Source organism: Paraburkholderia sp. A1RI_3L, from assembly GCF_048957895.1.
GTDB classification, from domain to species: Bacteria; Pseudomonadota; Gammaproteobacteria; order Burkholderiales; family Burkholderiaceae; genus Paraburkholderia; species Paraburkholderia kururiensis.
Map to the genome: position 1 here is coordinate 45,357 of NZ_JARCHA010000009.1, position 16,500 is coordinate 61,856.

At 65.9% G+C, this 16,500-nt stretch carries 20 protein-coding genes; 3 read left to right on the top strand and 17 right to left on the bottom strand.

The features are described 5' to 3' along the window. Window positions 1-11: 11 nt before the first annotated feature. Window positions 12-956 carry a 4-hydroxy-3-methylbut-2-enyl diphosphate reductase gene (ispH, locus tag PXJ20_RS22450; RefSeq protein ID WP_126875500.1) on the bottom strand — a complete coding sequence of 315 codons (945 nt, stop codon included), beginning with the start codon at window positions 954-956 and terminating at the stop codon, window positions 12-14. 488 nt (window positions 957-1,444) lie between these two features. On the opposite strand from ispH, the gene PXJ20_RS22455 reads away from it, so the two are divergent. Further along, on the top strand, window positions 1,445-2,617 hold the full coding sequence (locus PXJ20_RS22455) for a glycosyltransferase (protein ID WP_421031584.1): 1,173 nt from the start codon (window positions 1,445-1,447) through the stop codon (window positions 2,615-2,617). A gap of 176 nt (window positions 2,618-2,793) precedes the next feature. On the opposite strand, the gene PXJ20_RS22460 is transcribed toward PXJ20_RS22455, so the two are convergent. Together PXJ20_RS22460 and hpnA are read right to left on the bottom strand one after the other, a co-directional pair. Beyond that, a complete protein-coding gene (locus PXJ20_RS22460) occupies window positions 2,794-3,366 on the bottom strand; it encodes a hypothetical protein (RefSeq protein ID WP_421031585.1) in 573 nt (190 codons plus the stop codon). Between the two features lie 135 nt (window positions 3,367-3,501). After that, a complete protein-coding gene (hpnA, locus tag PXJ20_RS22465; protein ID WP_421031586.1) occupies window positions 3,502-4,515 on the bottom strand; it encodes a hopanoid-associated sugar epimerase in 1,014 nt (337 codons plus the stop codon). A gap of 192 nt (window positions 4,516-4,707) precedes the next feature. On the opposite strand from hpnA, the gene PXJ20_RS22470 reads away from it, so the two are divergent. Beyond that, complete coding sequence (locus PXJ20_RS22470) at window positions 4,708-5,004, top strand: acylphosphatase (protein WP_017774104.1); 297 nt, start codon at window positions 4,708-4,710, stop codon at window positions 5,002-5,004. Between the two features lie 100 nt (window positions 5,005-5,104). On the opposite strand, the gene egtD is transcribed toward PXJ20_RS22470, so the two are convergent. From egtD to PXJ20_RS22525, 11 genes are all read right to left on the bottom strand, one after another. Then, window positions 5,105-6,073 (bottom strand): L-histidine N(alpha)-methyltransferase, encoded by a 969-nt coding sequence (gene egtD / locus PXJ20_RS22475; RefSeq protein ID WP_017774103.1) that lies wholly within the window; start codon window positions 6,071-6,073, stop codon window positions 5,105-5,107. 327 nt (window positions 6,074-6,400) lie between these two features. Next, complete coding sequence (locus PXJ20_RS22480; RefSeq protein ID WP_421031587.1) at window positions 6,401-7,279, bottom strand: F0F1 ATP synthase subunit gamma; 879 nt, start codon at window positions 7,277-7,279, stop codon at window positions 6,401-6,403. Then, a complete protein-coding gene (locus PXJ20_RS22485; RefSeq protein ID WP_421031588.1) occupies window positions 7,276-8,829 on the bottom strand; it encodes a F0F1 ATP synthase subunit alpha in 1,554 nt (517 codons plus the stop codon). The genes PXJ20_RS22480 and PXJ20_RS22485 overlap by 4 nt, the downstream gene beginning before the upstream one ends. Next, the gene (locus PXJ20_RS22490) at window positions 8,813-9,565 is read right to left on the bottom strand and encodes a F0F1 ATP synthase subunit B (RefSeq protein ID WP_421031589.1); all 753 of its coding nucleotides are present in this window, start codon (window positions 9,563-9,565) and stop codon (window positions 8,813-8,815) included. Before PXJ20_RS22490 ends, PXJ20_RS22485 begins: the two co-directional genes overlap by 17 nt. A 28-nt stretch (window positions 9,566-9,593) precedes the next feature. After that, window positions 9,594-9,839: a F0F1 ATP synthase subunit C gene (locus PXJ20_RS22495; RefSeq protein WP_017774099.1), complete on the bottom strand. Its 246-nt coding sequence runs from the start codon at window positions 9,837-9,839 to the stop codon at window positions 9,594-9,596. Next, entirely contained in the window at window positions 9,836-10,579 is a 744-nt protein-coding gene (locus tag PXJ20_RS22500) for a F0F1 ATP synthase subunit A (RefSeq protein WP_421031590.1), read from the bottom strand. The genes PXJ20_RS22495 and PXJ20_RS22500 overlap by 4 nt, the downstream gene beginning before the upstream one ends. 1 nt (window position 10,580) lies before the next feature. Then, window positions 10,581-10,853 (bottom strand): ATP synthase subunit I, encoded by a 273-nt coding sequence (locus PXJ20_RS22505; RefSeq protein ID WP_421031591.1) that lies wholly within the window; start codon window positions 10,851-10,853, stop codon window positions 10,581-10,583. Next, the gene (locus PXJ20_RS22510; RefSeq protein ID WP_421031592.1) at window positions 10,846-11,205 is read right to left on the bottom strand and encodes an AtpZ/AtpI family protein; all 360 of its coding nucleotides are present in this window, start codon (window positions 11,203-11,205) and stop codon (window positions 10,846-10,848) included. Before PXJ20_RS22510 ends, PXJ20_RS22505 begins: the two co-directional genes overlap by 8 nt. Then, entirely contained in the window at window positions 11,202-11,678 is a 477-nt protein-coding gene (locus PXJ20_RS22515) for a F0F1 ATP synthase subunit epsilon (protein WP_017774095.1), read from the bottom strand. The genes PXJ20_RS22510 and PXJ20_RS22515 overlap by 4 nt, the downstream gene beginning before the upstream one ends. A gap of 20 nt (window positions 11,679-11,698) precedes the next feature. Further along, a complete protein-coding gene (gene atpD / locus PXJ20_RS22520) occupies window positions 11,699-13,192 on the bottom strand; it encodes a F0F1 ATP synthase subunit beta (protein WP_421031593.1) in 1,494 nt (497 codons plus the stop codon). A gap of 156 nt (window positions 13,193-13,348) precedes the next feature. Further along, window positions 13,349-13,909 (bottom strand): DUF962 domain-containing protein, encoded by a 561-nt coding sequence (locus PXJ20_RS22525; protein ID WP_421031594.1) that lies wholly within the window; start codon window positions 13,907-13,909, stop codon window positions 13,349-13,351. A gap of 87 nt (window positions 13,910-13,996) precedes the next feature. Here PXJ20_RS22525 and PXJ20_RS22530 point away from each other — a divergent pair, with 87 nt between their 5' ends. Continuing rightward, the gene (locus PXJ20_RS22530) at window positions 13,997-14,776 is read left to right on the top strand and encodes a Crp/Fnr family transcriptional regulator (RefSeq protein WP_421031595.1); all 780 of its coding nucleotides are present in this window, start codon (window positions 13,997-13,999) and stop codon (window positions 14,774-14,776) included. A 71-nt stretch (window positions 14,777-14,847) separates the two neighbouring features. Here the strand turns inward: PXJ20_RS22530 and PXJ20_RS22535 are convergent, their stop codons facing one another. From PXJ20_RS22535 to PXJ20_RS22545, 3 genes are all read right to left on the bottom strand, one after another. Then, the gene (locus tag PXJ20_RS22535; protein WP_421031596.1) at window positions 14,848-15,231 is read right to left on the bottom strand and encodes a hypothetical protein; all 384 of its coding nucleotides are present in this window, start codon (window positions 15,229-15,231) and stop codon (window positions 14,848-14,850) included. Between the two features lie 160 nt (window positions 15,232-15,391). After that, the gene (locus PXJ20_RS22540; protein ID WP_421031597.1) at window positions 15,392-15,652 is read right to left on the bottom strand and encodes a hypothetical protein; all 261 of its coding nucleotides are present in this window, start codon (window positions 15,650-15,652) and stop codon (window positions 15,392-15,394) included. Then, window positions 15,645-16,409 (bottom strand): DNA/RNA non-specific endonuclease, encoded by a 765-nt coding sequence (locus PXJ20_RS22545; protein WP_421031599.1) that lies wholly within the window; start codon window positions 16,407-16,409, stop codon window positions 15,645-15,647. Before PXJ20_RS22545 ends, PXJ20_RS22540 begins: the two co-directional genes overlap by 8 nt. Window positions 16,410-16,500 lie beyond the last annotated feature (91 nt).

Genomic DNA, 16,500 nt, shown 5'->3' on the forward strand with positions numbered 1-16,500 from the left:
AGATGTCCTCCTTAAACTTCGCGCGCGGCGAGCGGTTGCAGCAGCTTCGACGGCAGCTTGAATTCGACTTTTTCTTCCTGACCCGTCATCGTCGACACCTCGACAGGCCCCAACGCGCGCAGCGCGTCGATTACGTTTTCCACCATTTCTTCCGGCGCCGATGCACCTGCCGTGATGCCCACAGCCTGCGCATTCGCAAACCATTCGGGCTGCACTTCGGAGCCATCGGCGACGAGGTAGCTCGGCACACCCGTTTCGCTGCCGATCTCGCGCAGCCGGTTCGAGTTCGAGCTGTTCGTTGCGCCCACCACGAGCAGCACGTCCACTAGCGTCGAGAGTTCGCGCACCGCGGCCTGACGGTTCTGCGTGGCATAGCAGATGTCGCGCGTGTCCGGGCCCACGATGTCGCTGAAGCGGTTGAGCAGCGCATCGATGATGCCGCGCGTGTCGTCCACCGAAAGCGTGGTCTGCGTGACGTAGGCAAGCGGTGCGTCGAGGGGCAGATCGAGCCTCGCGACGTCGGCTTCGCTCTGCACGAGCAGCACCTTGCCGGGAATCTGGCCGATCGTGCCTTCCACTTCGGGATGGCCCGCGTGACCGATCAGGATCAGCGTGCGTCCCGCTGCCACATACTGACGGCCCTGCACGTGAACCTTGGTAACGAGCGGGCAGGTGGCGTCCAGCACGTCGAGGTCGCGTTCTTGCGCGGCCACCTCGACGCTCTTTGCCACGCCGTGCGCGCTGAAAATGGCCACGGCGCCGTGCGGCACCTCATCGAGTTCCTCGACGAAACGTGCGCCCTTGTTGCGCAGATTTTCAACCACATGCCGGTTGTGGACGATTTCGTGACGCACGTAGACGGGTGCGCCATGTTTCTGCAGGGCGCGGTCGACAATTTCGATCGCGCGAACGACCCCCGCACAAAAGCCGCGGGGTTGGGCAAGGATGACTCGCATAGGGTGGCGAACTCCGACTGACGCGGGTTTCGAAGAAGCTGTTTGAGCCACGCCTGAGCCATGCTCGAACCGGGCTTAAACGGCTTTATCGCCGCGACCATCATATTAATTGGTGTTTCTGAAAACCGGCAGAACGCCGGCACACCTGGGCCAAACGCGCATTCTAACCTCATCACGCCCGCTTTGCTTCGCGCGCGACATGGCCGGAAATATGCCGCAAGACCGTCGGCGGGCGGTGCTGGCGCGGTGCAACAGGCGAGCGGAACCCTTAAACTATGCCGCCCTGTGTGCTGTCGTTCATGGGGCGAGGTATGGGCCTGCGTGGCCGTGCGCCTTACGCCCGCATTACAGGCGAAATTCGGGCGAAATTTCGCGCTCCGGGATTCGGTGTGGCGTGCGGTTCATGCCGCGCATCGGGCCCACGGACCATGCGAGCCGCGCTGGGCCACGTCAGGGCCTCCTGATCCATCATTCGAGGGCAAAGCCGGATGGCTGTTCTATTTGTGTTGTCGTGCATCTCGCTCCTGATCTGGTGCGTACTGCTCTTCGCGCGCGGCGGTTTCTGGCGCGAGCGTCCCGCCGCGCCGTTGCCCGTCGCGGAACCGGCCGGCGGCTGGCCCGCCGTGGTGGCGGTCGTGCCCGCGCGCAATGAGGCCGACGTGATTGCGAAGGCGGTCACGTCCCTGCTGACGCAGGACTACGCGGGCGCGTTTCACGTGATCGTCGTCGACGATCACAGCACCGACGGCACCGCGGACGCCGCCCGCGCCGCTGCCTTGCAGCTCCAGTGTCCGGACCGGCTCACCGTGATCGGCGCGAAGCCGCTGCCCGCGGGCTGGTCGGGCAAGGTGTGGGCGCAGTCGCAGGGCATCGAGGCAGTGCGCACGCTGGGTCTGCCTGCCGACTACCTGCTGCTCACCGACGCCGACATCGGCCATCCGCCCGAGGCACTCACGCAGCTCGTGATGCGCGCGACGGTGGAAAAGCGCGATCTCGTTTCCCTGATGGTGCGTCTGCGCTGCGACACGCTGCAGGAAAAGGCGCTGATTCCCGCGTTCGTGTTCTTCTTCGCGAAGCTCTATCCGTTCGCGTGGGTCAACAATCCGCGCAACAAGACGGCGGCGGCGGCGGGCGGCTGCATGCTGGTGCGGCGCGAGGCGCTGGAAGAAGCGGGCGGCATCGAATCGATCCGCGGCGAACTGATCGACGATTGCAGTCTTGCGGCGCGCATCAAGCATCGCGGCGAGGGGCGTCACGCGATCCGGCTCGATGTGGCGGCGCGCAGCGTATCGCTGCGTCCCTACGAAAGCTGGCGCGAGATCTGGAACATGATCGCCCGCACCGCGTTCACGCAACTGCGTTATTCGCCTTGGCTGCTGGCCGGGACGATGGCGGGCATGACCATCATCTATCTCGTGCCGCCCGTCGTGGCGCTCGCGCTGGGCGCGGCGGCGTGGCCCGCGTGGCTCGCCTGGGCCGCCATGTGCTGCGCCTATGCGCCGATGCTGCTCTATTACCGTTGCTCGATGTTGTGGGCGCCGGTGTTGCCGCTCATCGCGCTGTTCTATGTAGGCGCCACGTTCGCGTCGGCATGGCGCTACTGGCGCGGCAAGGGCGGGCAGTGGAAGGCGCGCGTGCAGGCGCCGGCCCAGGAGCGCTGAAGCGGGGCGGTGCGGGCGCGGCGACGATGACACGGCTCAAGGCCCATTGCACCGCTCGCTGCCGTTGAACGACTCGGGTTGAATGACTCGGGAAAAGAAGGGCCGGCAACATCGGCACGCGTGAACCGGCGACAAACCCGGCAACGCTGGCAATGCGCGCACCGGTCTCGCACGCATCAACGCTGCGTCAACATCATGTACATCTGGATGACCATGTCCGGCGAGAACGTGAATGGCACCCAGCCGTGGCCGGTATGGCGCATCACGAGCAGGCGGTCGCCATTCGACTGTTTCTGCACGGCCATCACGGGGTTCTTCGTCGATACGAACCGCCAGCCCGGCGGTAGACCCGCGGGTGGTTCCGGCGTCATCGAAGCGCGCGCATTCGAAAGCTCTTCTATCAGCTGACCGATCTCCTCGGGACGCAGCGTGACCGTCTGGCCCGCAATCGTCATCGTGATTTCGTTCTGGCTGGGGCGCGCAATTTCGAGCGTCGGCTTTTGCGCGGCGGGCTCGTGGGCCGTCGCCTCGGCTGCTTTGGGTTCGGCGTTCTGCTCGACCGCAGCGGCTGCAGAGGCCGAAGCGCTTGCAGCGACCGATTCGGCGGTCTGCGCGGGAGCCGTGTCGTGGTGAGTGGCGGGCGGCACGGTTGCCGCCTCGGCGGGGCGCGTGGCGCGTGCGGCCGCCACGGCTTGAATGAGCTGATCGACGCCCGTGTCGAGCGCGCCGATCTGGTCTTGAAGGTTCATGCGGAGCTTCTCAGGTAAGACCCGCGATTTTAACTGCTGCGCGCAGGCCGTGACCCGCCGCCGACCGCCCAACGTTGTAACAGAGGTTTAACAGCGCGTAGAAGCGGGCGGCCCTGCCTGCTGCTCAACGGCCTTCTACTTACCGCTCAGATACCCCGCCTCGCGGAACCAGTCGAGTGCGTCCTTCAGTCCCTCGCGATAAGGCCGCGCACGATAGCCGAGTTCGCGTTCGGCCTTCGCCGAACTGAAGTACATCTTGTTCTTCGACATCCTGAGGCCGTCCACGGTCACGAACGGCTCGCGCTTCGTGAAACGCGCCACCGCTTCCGCGCCCACGGCGAGCGGATAGAGCGGCCAGCGCGGCAGCGCCAGCGTGGGCGGCTTGCGTCCCGTGAGGCTTGCGATGTCCGCGAGCATCTGTTGCAGCGGCAGATTCTCGCCGCCCAGGATGTAGCGCTCGCCCACCTTGCCGCGTTCGAGCGCGAGGAAATGTCCTGCGGCCACGTCGTCGACGTGCACGAGGTTGAGCCCTGTATCGACGAAAGCCGGAATCTTGCCGAGCGCCGCTTCGACAATGATGCGGCCGGTAGGCGTCGGCTTCACGTCGCGCGGACCAATAGGCGTAGACGGGTTCACGATCACGGCGGGCAGCCTGTCGTTCGCGATCATGCGTTCTACCGCGCGCTCGGCAAGCACCTTGCTGCGCTTGTAGACGCCGATGGCCTGGTCTGCCGTGAGCGGCGAGGTTTCGTCGGCGGATTGGCCTGAACTCGTGACCTTCAGCGTGGCGACGCTGCTCGTGTAGACGATGCGCTCCACGCCTTCGTGCAGCGCCGCGCGCATGGTGGCTTCGGCGCCTTCCAGATTCGCGCGTTCGATTTCGGCCGGGTCCGGTGCCCAGAGCCGATAGTCGGCGGCAACGTGGAACAGGTAGCGCACGCCGCGCAGCGCGGCACGCATCGAAGCGACGTCGCGCATGTCGCCCACGACGATGTCGGCGTCGAGCGCTTCGAGGTTCTTGCGCGGGCTCGACGCGCGCACGAGCACGCGTACCGCGAAGCCTTTTTGTTGCGCGATGCGCGCGACAGCCGAGCCGACGAAGCCCGATGCGCCGGTCACCAGCACGAGGTCGCGATGTTGATCGCTCATTCGGTAGTCGATTCCTGATGGGTAAAGAGAAGGCGGCAGCACCGCCGGGTCATGCACGAGCGCAGAAGCGCCGATGCCGTGCGACCGCGAGTGCCCGCGAGTGCCCGCGAGTGCCCGCGAGTGCCCGCGATTGTACGGCCTTGCGGGCGCGCGACTACAATGCCGGCGTGAAAGGATACAGGAGGCGATGCGATGACCAGTACGGACCTGGATTCGCGAATCGAAACGTACTACGTGCGGGTGCGCGGCGTCGTGCAGGGCGTCGGCTTTCGGCATGCCACGGTGCGTCAGGCGCACGCGCTCGGCATCCGCGGTTATGTGGCCAATCTCGATGACGGGTCGGTGGAGGCGGTCGTGCAGGGGTCGGCGAATCAGGTGGACAGGATGCTCTCGTGGCTGCGTCGCGGACCGCCGTCGGCGCGCGTGACGGAAGTGGCAAGCGAAGAGCGTTACACCGAAAAGCGCTACGAGCGCTTCGAGCAGCACTGAACCCGAAGGTCACGCGCGCAACCGCGCAGAAGCGCAAGCAGCGGCAGAAGCGCGTGCACGCCGCGCCCCCGCCCGCATTGCTCTTCTTCTTCTCGTCGGGTTACGACACCACGAGCAGGCTCTCTGCGAATCCCCAGTCGCGCTCTATCCACTGACGCCGGCACGTAAAGCCCGCATCGCCCGCAATGGCCGGTACTTCGTCGGCCAGGTACTTGTGGCTGCTCTCCGTCCAGATCGTTTCGCCGGGAGCCATCGTCACGGCAAGGTCCGCCGCGCGCACGTGAGCCGTAACGGGGCGTGTGGCGCGCAGATGCATCTCCACGCTGCGCGCGTCGGCATTGAAACGCGCGACGTGCTCGAACGCGTCGAGCGGAAAGTCGCCGCCCAGTTCACGATTGATCCGCGCAAGCAGATTCAGGTCGAACGCCGCGGTTACGCCGATGGGGTCGTCATACGCGGCGAGCAACGTATCCACGGGCTTCACGAGGTCGGTCCCGAGCAGCAGTGCGTCGCCGGGTTTCAGCATGGCGCGGATGTCGCGCAGAAAGCGCGTGGCGGCGAGCCGCGCGAAATTGCCGATCGTGCTGCCCAGAAACAGCACCAGCAACTGCTCGTTTTCGGCACGGCGCTTGCTCACTTCGGCGAGCCCTGCGAGGTAATCGCGCTCGTAACCCACAATCGAAATGCGCTCGATGTCGCCCAGTTCGCGGCGACATAATTGCAACGCGGTGCGCGAAATTTCAATCGGACAGTACGCGGTAGGGCGCTTGCGGCACAGCGCTTCCAGAATGCGGCGCGTCTTGCGGCCGCTGCCGCTTCCCAGTTCCGCGACCGTCACGCCCGCGGGCAGTTGCGCCACGATGTCGGTGGCGTGCTGCGTGAGCAGGCGTTCTTCGGCGCGCGTCACGCCGTACTCGGGCAGCGTCGTAATGGCTTCGAACAGCGATGAACCCACTTCGTCATACAGATACTTCGACGGCAATTCCTTTTGCGGGCGGCGCGTGAGTCCGGCGCGAACGTCGGCGGCGAAGGCAGCGGAGAAATCTTGCGATAGCGCGGGCAGAGTCATGAGGGCTCCAGTCGGGCGGTGTGCAATGGGTGGCGAAGTTCGTGCGGCTGCGCGTTGCGTGTCGCGCGATGTGCGCGGCAACGGCAGCAGAGTGAGCAGGTGAAGCAAAGCAGGTGAAGCAAGATTCGCGCTTGGGGTCTCCGCCATGCAACGCACGCAGCGGATCAGCGAAAACCAGGCGAACCCCGGGCAGACGTTCTGACGCGGGATGAGAGTGGCAGGACTTACGTTCTAGTGCATGACGCTTGCGAAGTCCATGCAACGTGCACGAAGCCCTACGTTTCGTGGGGGATTGATGTTGCGCGGGCGCTGCGCAAAGCGGCGGCGCTAATCGACTCGCGCGACGGACGCCGCCGCCGTCAGCTCCACGATGTCCGACGTGATCTCGTCTTGCCGCACGAGCCGGTAGCGCTGCGTGAGCGCGTCGAGGCGGTCTTTCAGGTTCGCGTGCGCGGACATCATGGCCCGCACGCGCGCTTCGTTCTCTGCCGCCAGCGAGAGCGCAGCGGCCTCGCACAGTTCCGTGTAGACGTAGGCTTCGGCAAGACCTGTCAGCAGCTTGTCGGCAGGAAGTGTCAGCAGCGGAGGCTGCTTGCGCGAGGTCACATGAAAGCGCGCGAAGTCGAACGGGATCAACTGGTGCTGCACGACTTCCGTCTGCGTGGCGAGCGCCGGCCGCGCGTGAATGATCGACACGCGCGTAATGAGCGATTCTTCGAGGCGACGGTAAAGCTCGTCGGTCACGTTGCCAGCAAAGCCGGGCACGTCGTCGGCATGCGTGACCATCGGCGTGGACCACGCGACGGACAAGCCGCGTTCCTCGGCGGTCGTTGCGCCGCGCGTGCCTGTCACGATCAATTCACACGGACCGGACTGAAGCACGCGTGTGGCCGCATCGAGTATCGGTTCGTTGAACATGCCGACGAAGCCCTGTTCGGAGCCCATCACGATCACGAGGTGCCGCGCGTGCGATCGTGTTTTGCCGCCTGCTTCGTCGGGTGCTGCAGCGGCATGCCTGTCCGGCTCCACGCGCAGCACTTCGCCGATGGCCGCCGCCACCGTCGCCGCCGTGGACCGTATGCCCGCCAGGCGGCCCTCCGCCTCGCGAGCGCGTGCCGCTGCGATACCGCGCATGGCCGACACCACCGCCTGCAATTGCTGCGCCGTGCCGATCTGCGCTTCGAGCGCGCCGAGCTTGCCGCTCATGCCGCCGCTCCCACCGCTTGCGGCGCAGCGTGTTCGCTCACGAGCGCACGCACCGCTTCGACGAGCCGCTCGCGCGTGGCGGCATCCAGCGCCGCTGAAGCCACGTTCGCCCCTTCTGCATCGATACGGCCGTTGCCCGATGCCGCGAGCGTCTGCCGTACGCGCGCGGCCACTTCGGCCGGTACGTCGTCGAATACGCCGTCGGCGAGCGCGGCGAGAAGCGCTACTTCGTCCACCGTGCGCAGCGGGCTGAAGCGCGGTTGCGCAATGAGCGCGCGAATGCGTTTGCCGCGTTCGATCTGCGCCTTCACGCGCGCGTCCGTAAGGCCGCCGAAGCGCGTGAACATTTCGAGTTCGAGGAACTGCGCGTACTCCAGCCGCAACCGTCCCGACACGTCCCGCAATGCCGCGGACTGCGCTTTGCCGCCCACGCGGCTCACGCTCAGGCCCACGTCGACGGCGGGCCGCTGGTTCGCGGCGAAGAGCGACGAGTCGAGCACGAGCTGACCGTCGGTGATCGAAATCAGATTGGTGGGAATGTAAGCGGCCAGATTGCCCGCATCCGTTTCGGCGATAGGCAAGGCCGTGAGCGAGCCGCCGCCGTGCGCGGCCGAAAGCTTCGCGGCGCGTTCCAGCATGCGTGCATGCACGTAGAAGATGTCGCCGGGATACGCCTCGCGCCCCGGCGGTTCGCGCGTGAGCAACGCGAGTTCGCGGTGCGTGGCGGCGTGCTTCGTGAGGTCGTCGATGACGATGAGCGCGTGCTGGCCGCGGTCGCGAAAGTATTCGGCAATCGAAAAGCCCGCGAACGGTGCGATCCATTGCAACCCCGGCGCCGACGCCGCGGATGCCACCACGAACACGCAACGTTCGGGCGCGCCATGCTCGCGCACGGCTTCGATCACGCGTTGCACGGCGGCGGCGCGCTGTCCCACTGCCACGTACACGCAGATCATGTCCGTGTGCTTCTGGTTGACGATGGTGTCCACCGCGAGCGACGTCTTGCCCGTTGCCCGGTCGCCGATGATGAGTTCGCGCTGGCCGCGCCCCACGGCGAAGAGCGCATCCACGAGCAGCACGCCGGTCTCCACGGGCTCGCTCACGAGATCGCGGTCCGTAATGGAAGGTGCGTTGCGTTCAATCGGATAACGCGTTGCCGCAACAACGGGCTCGTCGCGATCCAGCGGCACGCCAAGCGGATCGACCACGCGCCCCAGCAAGCCTTCGCCTACGGGCACGTCGAGCACGGAGCCGGTGCGCGCCACCCATGTGCCCGCATGCACGCTCTCGATGTTTTCGAGCAGCACCACGCTGATCGTGTCTTCATCCAGCGTATGCGCGAAGCCCTTGGCGCCGCCGTCGAAGTCGAGCAATTCGTAGAGCGCGGCATCCGGCAGGCCGGAGACGAACGCGATGCCGTCCGCGATGCGCTCTACGCGCCCCAGCGCCTGCGCGTGCGGGCCCAGGCGTGCAGCCGAAAGGGCCTCGCGCTGTTGATCGAGCCACGCGCTGTCGGCGGCGCCGGGCATGTCGTCAGGAAGCGTTTTCATCGTGAACGGACCGTAGGGTGGTCATGATCGAAGCGAGGTCGTGGCGAAAACTGTTGCGCACCGTGGCATGCGGCGCCGTGAGTTCCAGCCCCGCGATGAGCGCCGGGTCTTCACGCACAGCAATAACGACGGGGCGACCCAGCGCCACAGAAAGCGCGGCTTCACACGCGTGCTGCTCATCGGCGGACAGTGCGCGCGGCGCGGCGATATCGAGCGGCGCGCCATGTGCGCCCAGTTCCGCGCGAATGGGCTCGGGCAGCGCTTTCACGCCATCCACGATGCCGCCAATGAAGCCTTCGATGCGCGCGCCGGTCGGCAAGCGGTCGAGCAGACGGCTCGCGATATCCACCGCCAGTTCCGCCGCCCGGCCCGCAGCCGCGCTTTCCTGCACGACGCGCGCGCGTGCCATGTCGGCTTGCGCGTCGGCGCGCAGGCGATCGGCATCCGCATGGGCCGCGGCGAGCAGCGCGGTTTTCTGCGCGGCCACTTCGGTATCGATGGCATGCAACGCCTCTGCGCGTGTTTGCGCGAGCTGCGTGGCGGCTTCGCGTGCGGCGTCGCGCTCGGCTTCGGCGTCGTGCTTTGCCGCGTTGGCGTCGTCCATCAGCGCCTGCGCTGCTTTCTGCCGCTGCGCGATGATGTCGGCCACCGGGCGAAACAGAAAACGCGCGAGCAACCACACCAGAATGACCGCGTTGACGGTCTGCAGCGCGAGCGTCGTCCAGTCTATCCGCATGACGTGCTGTCTCCGGAGCGGTTCGCCGTCACTTCACGAACGGGTTGGCGAACAGCAGAAGCAGCGCGATGACGAGGCAGTAAATGGCCATCGTCTCGATCATCGCGAGCCCGACGAACAGCGTGCGCGACACGGTGCCGGCGGAGTCGGGCTGACGCGCGATGGCGTCCATGGCGGCGGCCACCGCGCGCCCTTCCGCAAGCGCGGGGCCAATGGCGCCGAACGAAACGGCGAGCGCAGCCGCTGCAATGCTGACGATTTCGATGAGATTCATGCGTTTCCTTCCTTGTCGTGATTGCCGTGATTGTCGTGACGAACCGTGGAATGGGGTGGCCCAGAGGGCTTGTGAGTGGATTCGCTGACTGCCGCGCCGATGAACACCGTCGCGAGCACCGCGAAGATGTACGCCTGCACGGCGCCCGTGAGAAGGTCGAGCGCCATGAGCGGAATCGGCACGATGAGCCCCGCGAGCGAGAGCACGATGCCGATCACGAACACGCCGCTCATCACGTTGCCGAACAAACGCACCACGAGCGAAAACGTGCGCGTGATCTGCTCGACCACGTTGAGCGGAATCATCACCCACGTGGGCTCCGCAAACGTGGCCATGTAGCCGCGCAGGCCGCGCGTGCGAACGCCGTAGTAGAGCGTGGCGAGCAGCACGAGCAACGCGAGTGCGGCGTCCGTTTCGAGGCGCGCCGTGGGTGGCTCGACGCCGGGCACGAGCGACGACCAGTTGGCCACCAGCACGAAGATGAACAACGTGCCGATGAGCGGACGATAAGGCGCCGGGTCCACCTGCATGGTGTCGCGAATCTGCCCATCGAGCGTGCTGACGACGAGTTCCACGCACGTCTGCCATTTCGATGGCACAAGCGAAAGGCGCCGCGTCACGAGCAGCGAGAGCACGACGAGCAACGCCATGATGGCCCACGTCACGAGCACGGCAGACGTGATCGGCACCGGTCCGATATGCAGCACCGGCACGGATTCGAGCGGCGAGCGCATGCTCATGTCACGCTCCGCGCCGGTAGAGCGGCCACATCATGGCCTGGCGCGCCAGCAGGAACGCCGCCGCGCCCGAGAGAAACGCCGCGGCGCCGGCGCGAGCGAGCACGAACAGAATCGCGCACGCCAGCGCGATGCGCGCCACCTGCACGCTGAACGCCGCCGCCATCCTGCCCGCGGCGAAGAGCCGCCCGTTCCAGTGCAGCGACGCGAAGTGCAGCACGCCCGCGCCAAACCCCACAGCGGCGCCCGCGATCAGCCAGAAAACGAAGCTAGTCATGATGGTTTCCCTGTTGCCGATGCATCCACTTCCACGCGGACCACAAGCCCGCCGCCGCGCCGATCATCAGCAGCGGCGCGGAGAAGAACACGCGCGTGGCGAAGAAGCGATCGAGCCAGCGTCCGATGAGCAAGCCGAGCAATGTGGGCACGACGATGGTCCAGCCCAGAATGCCGATCTGGCCGAGACGGCTTGCCAGCGATGGCTCCGGTTCCGCCCGCCCGCGTGCTTCGCGGTTTGCCGCGGTTTTTGCGGCGCGCGCCACGCGGTCTTCGGCGTCGTCTTTGTTGGCGGGCGGCGTGTCGTGAGCGTCGCGAGGGTCGCGAGGATCGTGAGCATCGGGGGCGGTCATTCAGAGGTCTCCTCGCGAACGGGAATGCCGCCTTCCCCCGACGCACCCGGCCGCAGGAAGCGCACCATCTGGCGCACGGCGCGCGCATGCAGTCGCAGTTCATCGACGCGCGCACGGCGGCGCGCTTCGAGCTGCGCCGCGCGCGTGGCTTGCACGTCCGCTTCCAGACGTTCGAGCGACTCGCCGGGAATGGCCTCGCGGCAAGCGATCTGGATGCGGCTGCCGTTGTCGGAGACGATCAGCACGCCGCCGTCCACGGCGCAGAAGTGCTGGACGTCGTCGGCGGTGCGCCAGCGCACGACGGACGCGCGCAGCAGCGTGACGAAGTCCGCGTGGCCCACACGAATGCCGAAGCTGCCGCTGCCGTCTTCGGCGCGCAGCGAGACGATGCCGAGACGATCCACGAGCACGCCCGCGGGCGTGGCGATGGTGAGCGCCAGGGCCGGTGTATCGGTGTTCATGGCGGTGTTCATGCCGGTGCTCATGACGGTGCTCACGACGCGGCCTGTCGAGTCTGTGGAGACGGTGTGCTTGCGGCGGCGCGTGCTTCCTTTTCACGCGCTTCTTCGAGCGTGCCCACCATGTAGAACGAGCTTTCCTGCCACGTGTCGCAGTCGCCCGCGAGAATCGCCTTGCAGCCGGCGATCGTGTCCGCGATCGGCACGGAGCGGCCGGGCTGGCCCGTGAAGGCCTCGGTCACGGCGAAAGGCTGGGTGAGAAAGCGTTGCAGGCGGCGCGCGCGCTGCACGCGTACGCGGTCTTCCGCGCCCAGTTCTTCAATGCCGAGCAGCGCGATCACGTCCTGCAATTCACGATGATGTTCGATGATCCGCCGCACTTCCGTCGCCACCGCGGCGTGCTCCTCGCCCACCACGAGCGGATCGAGCAGGATGGACGACGACGCGATGGGATCGATGGCGGGGTACATGCCCTCGGCGGCCATGGCGCGCGAGAGCACGACCATGCTGTCCACGTGGGCTGCGATGGTGGTAACGGCGGGGTCGGTGAAGTCGTCGGCGGGCACGTAGACGGCTTCGATCGCAGTGACGGACACATTGCCCACGGAGACGATGCGCTCCTGCAACGCGGCCACTTCACTTGCAAGCGTGGGCTGATAGCCCACGCGCGACGGCATGCGCCCGAGCAGGCCCGACACCTCGGCGCCGGCCTGCACGAAGCGAAACACGTTGTCCATCAGCAGCAGGACGTTCTGGTGATGCTCGTCGCGAAAGTATTCCGCGATGGTGAGCGCCGTGAGCGGCACGCGCCAGCGCGCGCCGGGCGGCTCGTTCATCTGGCCGTAGACCAGCACGGTGCGCGGCAACACGCCGGAGGTGCGCATGTCGAGCAGCATCTCGTGCCCTTCGCGCGAACGCTCGCCCACGCCCGCGAACACGGAGATGCCCTGGTACTGCTCGACCATCGCGTGAATCAGCTCCATCACGAGCACGGTCTTGCCCACGCCCGCGCCGCCGAACATCGCGGCCTTGCCGCCTTGCGCGAGCGGCGCGAGCAGATCGATGACCTTGATGCCGGTGGTGAAGAGGCGCGGCGCGCCGGATTGCGCAGCCAGCGGCGGCGCGTTGCGATGAATGGGACGGCGTGGCGTGTCGGCACCGGGGCGCTCGCCGCCGTCGCGCGTTTCGCCGAGCACGTCGACAAGACGGCCCAGCACGGCATCGCCCACGGGCACTTCGATGGGGCCGCCTTGCGTTCGAACTTCGGCACCGCGCTTCAGGCCCGAGGTGGATTGCAGCGCGAGCGCCCGAACCGCACTGCCGTTCAAATGCGCCTGGACTTCCGCAATGACGGGCTCGGCGCCGTCTGTGTCGATGGAAAGCGCGGAGTCGATGGGCGGCAGCGCTTCAGCGGGGAACGCGACGTCGATCACCGCGCCGCGCACGGCCAGTACATGGCCTGTGGCGGCGGCTGCGTTGACGGTGGGTTCGTCGGACTGCGCTGCGACTGTATTGGATTCGACCGGCACGAAGCTGCCTCGCGAAGACGTCAGGGAATGCTCTGACGATAGCCGCGGTGCCGCCTGGCCGGCTGATCTTCATCAAAGATTGCAGGGGCGCTGCCGGCTGAACCGCCTGGCGCCGCTTTCAGTTGCCTTGCCGCGTTGGGCTTCAGCGCTGCCCGTTCAGTGCCCGTGGCGAGCGGCCTGCCCGCGCGGCGGGTTGATGCGCGTGGGGCCGACCTGGGCTTCGATGTCGGCTTGCAGCGAAGGGCGCCATCCGAAGCCGAACAGCGCTTCGGCCAGCACGAACAGGGGACCGATCAAGAGTCCGATCACATCGTCGGCGAAGGCCGGCTTGCGATGTTCGTAAGCAACGTGGCCGACGAACTGGAAGATCCAGCCCACCACGAAGAGACCGGCACCGACCGCGAGCCACACAAGCATGGTCTGCTGGGCGACCCACTGCCCGAGGGCGACGCATACAACAGAGAACACGGCCATCATCACGCCGAGCGGCACGTCGAGCACGAGGTAATAGAGCGTGGCCGCCCCGAACAGGGCCCATGCGGGGGACACGGCTATCGGCAGCACGCCGAGGTTCGACGCGGGCCGCGCGAGCAGAACGGCGAGCGCGACCACGATCATGGGAATGCCCACGAAGTGGGTCGCAATATTGCGGCGGTCGCGATGGTAGGCGGCGTATTGGGCGAGTTGCGGGGCGAGTTGCTGGGTCAGCGTCTTCACGGGTGTCTCCCTTATGTGCAAGTTCGCTATGATCCCGGGCAGTCATGCAACAGACCTTCGGGTAGCCGACATTTCAGCGCATCTGCCATGAACTTGCCTACCGATTCGAATGATCCCTCGAATGCGTCCACGCCGAACCAGGCGCTTGCTACGGCGCTCGGGCGCAGCCTGTGGTTCCGCTCGGCGCCACAGGCGTTGCAGTCGGCGCTGCTCGCCGCGGGGCGCGAGGTGCGTTTGCTCGCGGGCGAGCGGCTTTTCATGCGCGGCGACGCGGACAGTGGTCTGTATTGCGTGATCGATGGGCTCGTGAGGATCGGCGCGGCCAGCTTCGCGGGGAAAGAAGCGTTGCTTGCCGTGATCGAGCCCGTGAACTGGTTCGGCGAGATCGCGCTGTTCGACGACCGTGCCCGCACGCACGATGCCTACGCCGAGCGCGATTCGACGCTCTTTCATGTGCCTCGCACCGCGTTGCTTGCGCTGCTCGAGGCCACGCCTGCGTGGTGGCATACGTTCGGTTTGCTGCTCACGCAGAAACTGCGCCTCGCCTTTGAAGCCATAGAAGAAGCGGCGCTGTTGCCCGCGGCCCAGCGCGTAGCGCGGCGGTTGATGCTGATGGCAGGCGGCTTCGACAACACACAGGCCGAGACTGCGCGGCCTACGCGCGTCGTCAAGGTACCGCAGGAAGACTTGGCCATGATGCTCGCGCTCTCGCGGCAGACCATCAACCAGATTCTTCGTCAGTTCGAGATGCAGGGTGCGTTGAAGCTGCGCTACGCAGAGATTGAAATCGTGGACGCGAAAAAGCTTGCGGCCCTTGCCGACGTGACCGAATCAGACGGGACCGAATCGAAAAAAGGGCGAGCCTGAGCTCGCCCTTCCAACGCTGCAATGGTCTCGTGCTTCAACCGTGCGGCGCATGCTACATACAACTGTCGTTGTTATTCCGTAGCGTTGGTCTTCGTATCGCCACCGGCCTTGGCCGTTGCGCCGGCCTGCACGTTGGCCGATGTACCTTCCGCGGCCGGCGCGGTGGTCTTGCTGGTCTTCTCTTCGACCTTCGCCTTGGTCGCGTGAACCTTCTTCGCTGCGACCTTCTTCACTGCGTGAGCCTTCTTCGTGACGTTCTTGCCTGCTTCGCTGGTCTTTTCTTCGACCTTGGCGGCACCGTCTTGCGCCGTGGTCTTCACGTCGGATGCCGCTTGCGAGAGGGACGGCGTGGCCTTCAGGTTCGCCTGGGCGCCCGCCGATACGGGCGCGGAGGCTTGTGCGAAAGCGGTCGAAACGAGCAGGGCGGATGCGAGCGCAGCGAAAATCGTCTTCATACTTGACTCCTTTTGTTGGCAGCTGAAAAAGGTCAGCGCTGCCCATTCAACGCAAGCGTGGACACGCGAGTTGACCCTCATGCAGTGACAAAACGTAAGCGAGGCAAGCATTCGTTTCGTAGCGAAAGCGCACGGCTCCAGCAATAAACAGGGATCCTGCCTATTTGAACGGGTTGTTGACCACGCCCGGTTTCGCATCGGGCTCGTCGCCGATCTTCTCCGGCAAGTCCGATTGCGCCTGCAGCGTCTCCACCACGCTATCGAGCGCCTGTTTCAATGCGAGCGCTGCTTTGAGGCCGCGCTTGTCACGCGTAATTTCCAGCGTGCCCGACACCACGACGCGCGTCGTGCCGTTCGCTACCGTGAGTGCGTCGCCTTGAACGTTGAGCACGTCGTCGTCGTTTGCGTATGCCTTAAACACCTTTGAGTCCTCCCGGACGTTGGTCCTTCAGATTCTCCGGAATGCCAGGAAACCGGATACCGCTCGCCGCTTCAATGTCATGCACGGAGCGAATCTCGTAGCGGTTCGTTGCCACGTTCTGCGTCACGATGGCGAAGGCCATGTCTCGCGACGGCAGGTACACCACCTTGAACAACTCGGTGGGCACAAAGACGCGCGACGGGCCAATGGTCTGCAACTGCGCGCCTGTGAAGAGCGGACCTGTGACGACGTACGCTTCGCCATAGCGGCTCGCGAGCTTGCGCACCGTCGATTCGATGCGCGCCCACAGCCGTTCGTTGTTCTGCCGGTTCTGCGGTACGACGTTGGCGAGCGAAAACGATTCTGCCATTGCCTGCGGATTCCAGCGGTTGCCTGCGGGGCTCATGTGACCGCGGTCGAAGCCGCTGCGCTTATAGTCGGCAAGCGTGGCGCCTTCGCCGGCAGGCAGGCGGTCGTCTTCGAAGAAGCGGTTGGTGCGCGTCATGTCCTGCGCGTCGGCAATGTGCTCGCGCGTGAGATGTTCTGCGGACCAGAGCGGCCCGTGCGTGATACCGGAGTGCAGCACGACGAAATCCGAGTAGCACAAGAGCCGTGCTCTGGGCTCCATCTTCGGATTGGTGAGCCGCGGGAACTGACCTTCGGGAACGAACTGCGTGCAGGGTGAGGACGAAGCGGAGGGCGAGGCAGCGGCGTGAGCCGCAATGGAGAGCAGCAGGCAGGCGAGCAGCTTCTTCATGAGTGGCAGTATCGATGAACGGGGCCGCAAGTATAACGGCGATCATCGGCGGCGCAGCGCGCTGAAACGGTCTGTTTCGTTTGCATGCGGC

What these genes read in the sequence shown, in the direction of transcription:
- ispH (WP_126875500.1), bottom strand. Translation starts at nt 956, where the DNA reads ATGCGAGTCATCCTTGCCCAACCCCGCGGCTTTTGTGCGGGGGTCGTT.
- PXJ20_RS22455 (WP_421031584.1), top strand. Translation starts at nt 1,445, where the DNA reads ATGGCTGTTCTATTTGTGTTGTCGTGCATCTCGCTCCTGATCTGGTGC.
- PXJ20_RS22460 (WP_421031585.1), bottom strand. Translation starts at nt 3,366, where the DNA reads ATGAACCTTCAAGACCAGATCGGCGCGCTCGACACGGGCGTCGATCAG.
- hpnA (WP_421031586.1), bottom strand. Translation starts at nt 4,515, where the DNA reads ATGAGCGATCAACATCGCGACCTCGTGCTGGTGACCGGCGCATCGGGC.
- PXJ20_RS22470 (WP_017774104.1), top strand. Translation starts at nt 4,708, where the DNA reads ATGACCAGTACGGACCTGGATTCGCGAATCGAAACGTACTACGTGCGG.
- egtD (WP_017774103.1), bottom strand. Translation starts at nt 6,073, where the DNA reads ATGACTCTGCCCGCGCTATCGCAAGATTTCTCCGCTGCCTTCGCCGCC.
- PXJ20_RS22480 (WP_421031587.1), bottom strand. Translation starts at nt 7,279, where the DNA reads ATGAGCGGCAAGCTCGGCGCGCTCGAAGCGCAGATCGGCACGGCGCAG.
- PXJ20_RS22485 (WP_421031588.1), bottom strand. Translation starts at nt 8,829, where the DNA reads ATGAAAACGCTTCCTGACGACATGCCCGGCGCCGCCGACAGCGCGTGG.
- PXJ20_RS22490 (WP_421031589.1), bottom strand. Translation starts at nt 9,565, where the DNA reads ATGCGGATAGACTGGACGACGCTCGCGCTGCAGACCGTCAACGCGGTC.
- PXJ20_RS22495 (WP_017774099.1), bottom strand. Translation starts at nt 9,839, where the DNA reads ATGAATCTCATCGAAATCGTCAGCATTGCAGCGGCTGCGCTCGCCGTT.
- PXJ20_RS22500 (WP_421031590.1), bottom strand. Translation starts at nt 10,579, where the DNA reads ATGAGCATGCGCTCGCCGCTCGAATCCGTGCCGGTGCTGCATATCGGA.
- PXJ20_RS22505 (WP_421031591.1), bottom strand. Translation starts at nt 10,853, where the DNA reads ATGACTAGCTTCGTTTTCTGGCTGATCGCGGGCGCCGCTGTGGGGTTT.
- PXJ20_RS22510 (WP_421031592.1), bottom strand. Translation starts at nt 11,205, where the DNA reads ATGACCGCCCCCGATGCTCACGATCCTCGCGACCCTCGCGACGCTCAC.
- PXJ20_RS22515 (WP_017774095.1), bottom strand. Translation starts at nt 11,678, where the DNA reads ATGAACACCGCCATGAACACCGATACACCGGCCCTGGCGCTCACCATC.
- PXJ20_RS22530 (WP_421031595.1), top strand. Translation starts at nt 13,997, where the DNA reads ATGAACTTGCCTACCGATTCGAATGATCCCTCGAATGCGTCCACGCCG.
- PXJ20_RS22535 (WP_421031596.1), bottom strand. Translation starts at nt 15,231, where the DNA reads ATGAAGACGATTTTCGCTGCGCTCGCATCCGCCCTGCTCGTTTCGACC.
- PXJ20_RS22545 (WP_421031599.1), bottom strand. Translation starts at nt 16,409, where the DNA reads ATGAAGAAGCTGCTCGCCTGCCTGCTGCTCTCCATTGCGGCTCACGCC.